This window comes from Helicobacter bizzozeronii, assembly GCF_900196775.1.
In the GTDB taxonomy this organism is placed as follows: Bacteria; Campylobacterota; Campylobacteria; order Campylobacterales; family Helicobacteraceae; genus Helicobacter; species Helicobacter bizzozeronii.
On record NZ_FZLB01000050.1, the window covers coordinates 1 to 8122 of the forward strand.

At 48.1% G+C, this 8122-nt stretch carries 7 protein-coding genes and 4 tRNA genes; 8 read left to right on the forward strand and 3 right to left on the reverse strand.

Annotated elements, in window-relative coordinates; all coding sequences use genetic code 11:
• Positions 1-616 precede the first annotated feature (616 nt).
• The 8 genes from C5684_RS06245 to C5684_RS06280 all read left to right on the forward strand — a co-directional run bounded on the left by C5684_RS06245 (position 617) and on the right by C5684_RS06280 (position 5492).
• The gene (locus C5684_RS06245; protein ID WP_104639765.1) at positions 617-1630 is read left to right on the forward strand and encodes an ABC transporter permease; all 1014 of its coding nucleotides are present in this window, start codon (positions 617-619) and stop codon (positions 1628-1630) included.
• Complete coding sequence (locus C5684_RS06250) at positions 1602-3170, forward strand: dipeptide ABC transporter ATP-binding protein (protein WP_104639766.1); 1569 nt, start codon at positions 1602-1604, stop codon at positions 3168-3170. The genes C5684_RS06245 and C5684_RS06250 overlap by 29 nt, the downstream gene beginning before the upstream one ends.
• 37 nt (positions 3171-3207) lie before the next feature.
• Positions 3208-3282: transfer RNA gene (locus tag C5684_RS06255), tRNA-Gly, on the forward strand.
• 114 nt (positions 3283-3396) lie between these two features.
• Positions 3397-3630: a TRL-like family protein gene (locus tag C5684_RS06260; protein ID WP_104639771.1), complete on the forward strand. Its 234-nt coding sequence runs from the start codon at positions 3397-3399 to the stop codon at positions 3628-3630.
• A 69-nt stretch (positions 3631-3699) separates the two neighbouring features.
• Positions 3700-3786 (forward strand) — tRNA-Leu (locus tag C5684_RS06265).
• Position 3787: 1 nt separating this feature from the next.
• Positions 3788-3862 (forward strand) — tRNA-Cys (locus C5684_RS06270).
• 17 nt (positions 3863-3879) lie between these two features.
• Positions 3880-3967 (forward strand) — tRNA-Ser (locus tag C5684_RS06275).
• Positions 3968-3986: 19 nt separating this feature from the next.
• Positions 3987-5492, forward strand: a complete 1506-nt coding sequence (locus tag C5684_RS06280; RefSeq protein WP_104639767.1) for a Na+/H+ antiporter NhaC family protein — start codon at positions 3987-3989, stop codon at positions 5490-5492.
• Here C5684_RS06280 and C5684_RS06285 read toward each other — a convergent pair.
• From C5684_RS06285 to C5684_RS06295, 3 genes are all read right to left on the reverse strand, one after another.
• The gene (locus C5684_RS06285; RefSeq protein ID WP_104639768.1) at positions 5482-6519 is read right to left on the reverse strand and encodes a type II asparaginase; all 1038 of its coding nucleotides are present in this window, start codon (positions 6517-6519) and stop codon (positions 5482-5484) included. The two genes, C5684_RS06280 and C5684_RS06285, sit on opposite strands and share 11 nt — an antisense overlap.
• A 16-nt stretch (positions 6520-6535) precedes the next feature.
• Entirely contained in the window at positions 6536-7816 is a 1281-nt protein-coding gene (gene murA / locus C5684_RS06290; protein ID WP_104639769.1) for a UDP-N-acetylglucosamine 1-carboxyvinyltransferase, read from the reverse strand.
• Between the two features lie 9 nt (positions 7817-7825).
• A partial coding sequence (locus C5684_RS06295; protein ID WP_104639770.1) for a hypothetical protein occupies positions 7826-8122 on the reverse strand: 297 nt, incomplete at its 5' end.

The window sequence follows — 8122 nt, forward strand, 5'->3', positions numbered from 1 at the left end:
ATATTTGATAGTTTGCATGCAGTGTATTATACAAAACTATATTAACTAATACTTTAAGATGATTGTTTTTTATTATGCTCTAAAGAGCATGCGCCTTATATCCCCATAGCTAAAGCTAGGGGCTTTACGACGCGGTTGGTAACTACCACCCATCTCCTTATGGAATAAATCTGCTTATTAATTTTATCTTCAATCACATAAACGCAAAATGGGAATCAGTGATAACGATTCGCATTGAGATTATAAAAGGATTTGAGCATTGATACAAAATCACCCAACTAACGAAACTGGTGTAAAAGATTCTCCAAACTTGGAACAAGACACACAAGGCAAGACTCTCCAAGACCTCGCTTCGTTTCACGAAGAATTATCTTCTCAAATAGAAACATTCCATGGTATTGCCGCCCAAAATTCTCACTGCTATGAATGTGGGATGGCCCGCAGCATTTTACTATCAGGGAAATGCATGCACTGCGAAAAATTCATCAAATAGCGCATTGGCCACACCACAAATCCCCTAAATGCAATACACATATTTAACCCCCACTCTAACTAAGCCCTTTATGCGCTTTTTGCTGTAAAATACCCCTTTATTTTCAAGTATCAAGGATTGCCATTGGATTTGCAAACAAGGCGTTGGCAGGCGTTTAGGGCAAACAAGCGGGCGTTTTGGGCGTTGGTGGTGTTTGTGGTGTTGTTTGTGCTCTCACTGGGGGCGGAAGCTTGGGTCAATGATAAACCCCTTTTCATCTATAAAGACCATAGGGCATATTTCCCCATTTTTAAAGATTACCCTGAGACCACCTTTGGGGGGGATTTTTACACCAGTACCGATTATAGCGACCCCTATGTCAAAAACCATTTGCTTAAAAACGCCTTTGTGATCCACCCCTTGATCCCCTACTCTTACGACACGATCATTATGGACTTAAAAGCTCCCGCCCCCACACCCCCAAGCCTCAAACACTGGCTGGGCACAGACGATCAAGCCCGTGATGTCTTGGCACGCCTTGTCTATGGCTACCGCATTTCTATTTTATTTGGTTTGGTGCTGAGTTTGGGTAGCGTGGTGTTGGGCGTGGTGATTGGGGCGTTTCAGGGCTATTATGGGGGGCTATTAGACTTGCTCGGGCAACGCTTCATTGAGATTTGGAGCGGGATTCCCACTTTGTTTTTGCTCATCATCCTATCTAGTATCTTTACCCCTAATTTTTGGTGGCTTTTGCTGTTGGTGTTGGCTTTTTCTTGGATGGGGCTAGCCCAAGTGGTGCGCACGGAGTTTTTACGGGGGCGCAACATGGACTATGTCAAGGCTTCCTATGCACTGGGGGTGAGCGATGTGCGGGTGATTTTTTACCATATCTTGCCTAATGCGATGGTGGCGACTATCACTTACATCCCCTTTATCATGGCTGGGAGCATTGGGGCGTTGGTGAGTTTGGATTTTTTGGGTTTTGGCATGCCCGTAGGGAGTGCGAGCTTAGGGGAGTTGCTCAATCAAGGCAAAAACAACCTCTATGCCCCACATTTGGCTTTGGTGGGCTTTTTTGCCATTGCGTTGTTGCTTTCTATCTTAGTTTTTATCGGGGAAGGGGTCAGAGATGCCTTCAGTGCTACAAACTTCAAATAAGCTTTTGAGTATCCAAGGGTTGCAAGCCCAAATCGGGCAGGATTTTTATTTGAGGGGCATTAACCTAGAGGTTGGCAGGGGGCAAAGAGTGGGTTTGGTGGGTGAGAGTGGGAGTGGCAAAAGCTCGCTAGCCTTATTGATCTTGCAATTAGTGCCCTTTGTGCGCGCCCTTGAGGGGGAAATTCTCTTTGAGGGGAGCAATGTACTCACCCTCAAACCCCATGCAATCAAAGCTTTAAGAGGTGCGCAAATTAGTTATATCGCTCAAGAGCCCCTAAGCGCGCTCAACCCCCTACACAAGATTAAAAAGCAAATCTTAGAGGCTTTGTATTTGCATGCCAAACCCACCAAGCAAGAGGCGCAAACAAGATTAGAGGCGGTGATGGCACAGGTGGGGCTGTCTATGGACTTGTGCAAAAGATACCCCTATGAACTCAGCGGGGGGCAAAACCAGCGAGTCGCCCTAGCTATGGCTTTAATCAACCGCCCCAAACTCTTAATTTGTGATGAACCCACCACCGCCCTAGATGCCCAAATCCAACAACAAATCTTGGATTTGCTGGTGAGTTTGAGCGTGCAAAATGACATGGCAATCTTGCTCATCAGCCACGATCTGGGTGCCATTAGGCATGTTGCCCAGCATGTCTATGTCTTGCAAGAAGGGCAAATTTGCGAGCAAGCCAGCACACCCCAACTCTTTAATGCCCCCAAGCACCCCTATACCCAAATGCTTTTACAAGCCCGCCACTTGAGCAAGAAAAACAGCCCGCCCCAGCCCCAAGAAGTCATGAGCGTCAAGGATTTTGGGGTGCGCTATGTTAAAAAGAAATTTTGGGGCAAAAATAGCTATTTGCAAGCCATCCAAGGTGTGGGCTTTGCCTTGCATGCTAAGGAAACTTTGGGCGTGATTGGGGAATCTGGCAGTGGCAAGAGTTCTTTAGCCATGGGGTTGTTAAAATTAGCCCCCATACAAGGGCAACAAATTTTATTGCAACAAAGCGTGCAAGATTTAACCCCTAAAGCCTTTAAGCCCTTCAGGCGATCGTTGCAGATGGTGTTTCAAAACCCCTTTGCCTCTTTAAATCCGCGTTGGAGCGTGCAAGAGATTTTGCTAGAAGCCTTTTATGGGGCTAAAATTAAGGCAAGTCCAGATCAAGTGCGTGCCAGCTTAGAGGCGGTTGGGCTAGAGCCCAAGTTTTTAGATTATTACCCTTTTGAGTTAAGCGGGGGGCAACGCCAAAGAGTTGCCATCGCGCGCGCCATTCTCTCCCACCCCCAAGTGGTGGTGATGGATGAGCCCACTTCAGCACTGGATAAGAGCATGCAAAAGATCGTGTTGGATTTGCTCTTAGAATTGCAAGAAAAGCGCAATCTAAGCTATGTTTTTATCAGCCACGATTTAGCCGTGATTGAGAGCATGTGCGATAGCGTTTTGGTGGTGCAAAAAGGGCAGGTGGTGGAGAGTGGATCACTTGATCAAGTCTTTAGCCACCCCAAACACCCCTACACCCAGCAACTTTTAGCCACCCGCTTAACTTGACTTATTAGATAAATATTGCTAGAATTAAGGTTTTTATGCGGGAATAGCTCAGTGGTAGAGCACGACCTTGCCAAGGTCGGGGCCGCGGGTTCGATCCCCGTTTCCCGCTCCATCTTTTAAAATAAACACAAAGGTTTTTGATGTTACACAGACTTAAGGTTGCTAGTGTGTGTGTGTGTGTGTGTGTGTTGGCATTTTGATTAGCGGTTGCGCTTCGCCTTTGCCTATGGGAGGTTTGGTTACCAGCGTAAAGCTTCCAGTTTCCGGGAATGATGTGCGATACTCTAAGGAAGGGCATGCTAGCTGTGTGAGTATTCTCAGTATTTTTGCCGTTGGTGATTGTTCTGTAGGGGAGGCAGCTAGAAATGGTGGTGTCGTTAAGATCAAGATGGTGGATCGCAAAGCGTTTAATTTCTTAGGTCTTTTTGGTAAATATACAACAATCGTTCAGGGAGATTAGAAAACTAATCTTTGCTAGCCTAGGCTAGTCCCTAACAAAATCAGTCTAGGCTCAAGAGCCTAGGCTTTAGCCCAGGTGGTGGAATAGGTAGACACAAGGGACTTAAAATCCCTCGGTAGCAATACCGTGCCGGTTCAAGTCCGGCTTTGGGCACCATGGCGACGTAGCCAAGTGGTAAGGCATGGGTCTGCAAAACCTTGATTCCCCGGTTCAAATCCGGGCGTCGCCTCCATTTTTAAACTTTCACAACGGGAGATGGCTGAGTGGTTGAAAGCGGCGGTCTTGAAAACCGTTGAGGCTAACACCTCCGGGGGTTCGAATCCCTCTCTCCCGGCCAGCTCATCTTAAGGACTCCCTTGGGTCATTCCCTCATAAGCTTGCTTGTCCCGGTTTTTGTCATTGTCATGGTTATTTTCACCAAAAGAGTCGCCCTCTCGCTTTTAAGCGGGATTGTCCTAGGCTCTTTGATCATGACAGGGGGGCATTTATCCGAAGTTTTGATCTACATCTACCATAAAATCAGCGCGGTTTTTTACCGGGTGGATGCCAATGGGATACAGATCAACACAAGCAGTATCTATGTCTTTTTGTTCTTGATTATCTTGGGGATTTTAAGCCAAATCATTGCCGCTTGTGGGGCGATCAATTCCTTTGTGCTGTGGGCGAAAAAATATGTCAAAAGCCCACGCCAATCAGAGGGCATTGCGCTCTTAGCCGGGATTGTGATTTTTATTGATGACTATTTTAATGCCCTCATTGTGGGGCAAATTAGCAAATCGCTTAATGACTCGCACCAAAGCAGCCGCGAGAGGCTAGCCTATATTATCGACTCCACCTCCGCGCCTGTGTGTTTGCTCGTGCCCATCTCTAGCTGGGGGGCTTATATTGTGGGGGTGATGCAAAATGAGGGCTCGCCCTTGCTTAAAGATAGTTTTGCACTGCTTTTAGAGAGCATGGGGAGTAATTATTATGCATGGTTTGCGCTGGTGGCGGTGTTCTTGGCTATTGTGTGGCAAATTAATTTGCCTGCCATGCAAAAATACCGCAATGTGGGCGTGCAGGATTTGCAAATCTCTCTAGATGATCGCCCCCGTGCGCCCATTTCTATTTTGATTGTGAGCATCCTCTCTTTGATTGTGGGGATCACCGGGCTTATTCTTTATACTGGCTATAGTGCCAGCCACTCCACCCACTGGCTAGAGATTTTCAAGCACACCAATACCGCCTTTGCCCTCTTTTTTGGGGGGCTTTTGGCTCTTTTTTTAACCACCGCTCTAGCCTATGCCTATTTGCCTAAAAAATCCCTCTTTTCTCTTGGATTCAAGGGCTTTAAAAGCATGGCAGGGGCGATCTGGGTGCTTATCTTGGCTTGGTCGATAGGTCCCATGATTCGTGATGATTTGCAAACCGGGATTTATTTAGCCAACTTGATCCAACACTTCCAAGGCGTGGTGGTGCTAACCCCCTTGCTTTTATTCCTCATCTCTGGTTTTATTGCTTTCACCACAGGCACTAGCTGGGGCGCATTTGCGATCATGTTGCCCATTGGGGCGGGCATGGTTGGTGTCGTGGGCGGGGATATTGTGTTGGTGATCTCAGCCATTCTCTCAGGGGCAGTTTATGGGGATCATGCTAGCCCCATCTCGGATACCACGATTTTATCGGCTACGGGGGCGGGTTGCTCCGTGCAAAGCCATTTTTTAACCCAACTGCCCTATGCCACACTCACCGCTACTTGTGCTTTAGTGGCATTCTTGGGGGCTAGCTTGTTTTCTAAGGCTGTGGGCTTTATGGTGGGGTTAGCCTTGCTTGTGGGGACTTTCTACATTTTAAAAGAAGTGTTCAAACGCCCTAATGCGTGAAAAAATATTCTTGAATTTTCTTAGGATCGTGGGTTTGGCTCAAGGCCAGCATGAGCAAGACCCGGGCTTTGGGGGCATTGAGATCATCCCCGCTTAAAAAGCCGTATTTAGCATCATCAACTTCACCCGGCACACTGATCATCCCGCTAGGCACACGGCTAGAGCGCACCACAACAACCCCCTTTTGCACCGCTAGGCTCAAGGCTTTGAGCACGGAGGGGTAGAGATTGCCATTGCCCATGCCGGCGTAGATGATCCCCTTGCTGCCATGTTGGATCAAATCCTGCACCAAATCGGGGTAATCATTGGGGTGGGCATAGAGAATATCCACGCGTGGCAAGCTTTTAATTTTGTCGATGTCAAAGGCACTTTGTAGGGTGTGGCGGCGTAAAGACTGCATGTAAAAATGCACCTGCCCATAGAGCACCATCCCGATTTTGCCCGTATTGGGCGATTGGAAGGCATCGGTGCTAGTGGTGTTCATTTTGCTCACCTCTCTGGCGGCATGGATGGCATCATCCATCACCACCAAAACGCCCTTACCCCTAGCTTGGGGGCTCATAGCAACATGGATGGCATTGTATAAATTAAGAGGGCCATCCGCACTTAGAGAGCTGGCATTGCGCATCGCCCCCACCAGCACAATGGGCTTGTTGCTTTTGATCACCAAATCCAAAAAATACGCGCTCTCCTCTAGGGTGTCCGTGCCATGGGTTACCACCACCCCATCCACATCGGATCGTTTGAGCAAAGCACTCACACGGCGCGCCAGCTTAAGCCAAGTGGCGTTATCCATCTCTTGCGATCCAATATTGCTCACCTGCTCGCCCTTTAAATGGACTTGGTTTTTAAGCTGAGGAATCGCCTCTATGAGAGCCTCCACGCCCAACTGCCCAGGTTTATAAGCACCGCTTAAGGCACTCTTAGAACTCCCAGCAATTGTGCCCCCTGTTGCTAAAAGATAAATGGCGGGCTTGGCCACCAACGATCCGGCTAAAAATACCCACACAAGCCATGTTCTCCACATACAAACTCCTTAAATCTCATTTCTCTTTTAAGCGTTTGATTTTGGCCCCCAAGGCGTTCATCTTGAGCTCCAAACTCTCATACCCGCGATCCAAATGGTAAATGCGGTGCACCCGACTTTTGCCCTTAGCCACCAAAGCAGCTAAAATGAGGGCTGAGGAAGCCCTTAAATCGGTTGCCATCACATCCGCCCCCATTAGGACACAACCCCCATTGATCTTGGCCAGTGCCCCTTTTAAGCTAATATCAGCCCCCATGCGTTGCAATTCGCTCACATGCATAAACCGGTTTTCAAACAAACGCTCTTCAATGAGGCTATTCCCCTCACACTGGGTCGCTAATGCCATGAATTGGGCTTGCAAATCAGTAGGGAAACCCGGGTATTCGGTGGTGATGATCTCAAAGCCCTTGCGGGTGCGCGCTTTGTGGATGGTGAGCGTGTCTTCTACAATGTCGATTTTAAAGCCAATTTCGTTTAACTTGCTTAAAATGGCCTCCAAGTGGTGGGCGTTGGTGTTGCTCAAAGAGAGCGTAGAATTGGTGATGGCAGCAGCGCATAAATAAGTCCCGCATTCGATGCGATCGGGAATGATGTGGATGGGTTTAAAGTGCAGGGCTTGCCCTTGCGTGCCTTGGATACTCAGCTCAGAACTGCCCACCCCGCTAATCTCCACCCCAGCACTTTGCAAAAAGTGGCATAACTGCACCACTTCGGGTTCTTTAGCCGCATTGATGATCTTGGTTTCCCCCTTTGCCAAGCTAGCTGCCATGAGGATATTCTCCGTGCCCGTAACGGTGATTTTATCTAAAATAATATCACAGCCCTTGAGTCCGTGCTTGGCTTTGGCGATGATATAACCCTTTTCGATGTGGATATGCGCCCCCATTTTTTCTAAGGCTTTTAGGTGCAAATCCACGGGTCTAGCCCCAATGGCACACCCCCCTGGCAAACTCACCGCACACGAGCCAAAGCGTGCTAATAGCGGTCCTAGCACCAAAATGGAGGCGCGCATTTTACGCACAATGTCATAAGGGGCGGTGCAACGCTCTGTGCTGCAATTTAAACTCGTGGTGCGGATTTCAAGGCTGTTAGGTGTGTGCCATTGGGTTTGCACCCCCAAATGTTCTAAAAGCTCAACCAAGGCGCGCACATCAGCCACAGCGGGCAAACCGCTGATCGCCACGCTCTCTTGTTCTAAAAGTGTGCTGGCCAAAATGGGCAAAGCGGCATTTTTAGCCCCCGAGATAGGCACGCTCCCTTTTAAAGGCTCTTGTCCTTTGATCTCTAAGTAGTCCAAATCATTCCTTTAGTCTTTCTTCTTGTATTTGAGGGCTAGCCCAATGGTGTTGGCGATGGCTTTTTGGAGTTTGGGATTCACATCTTCTAAGTCCTGCCCGAATTTGATGCTCGAATCTAGATCCAAAAACTCCGATTCGGCTAATTTCCCCACAAACTCCAGCCAATCGCCCTCTTTGGTGCCCTTGGGTAAAACTTGGTAATAGCGGATAAAATCTTGTAAGATAGCATCGTAACCTTCTTGGTCTTGAATATCTTTGAAGGCTTGGTTTAATTCTTTCAGTGCGGGGATTTTAGGGGGGGGGTG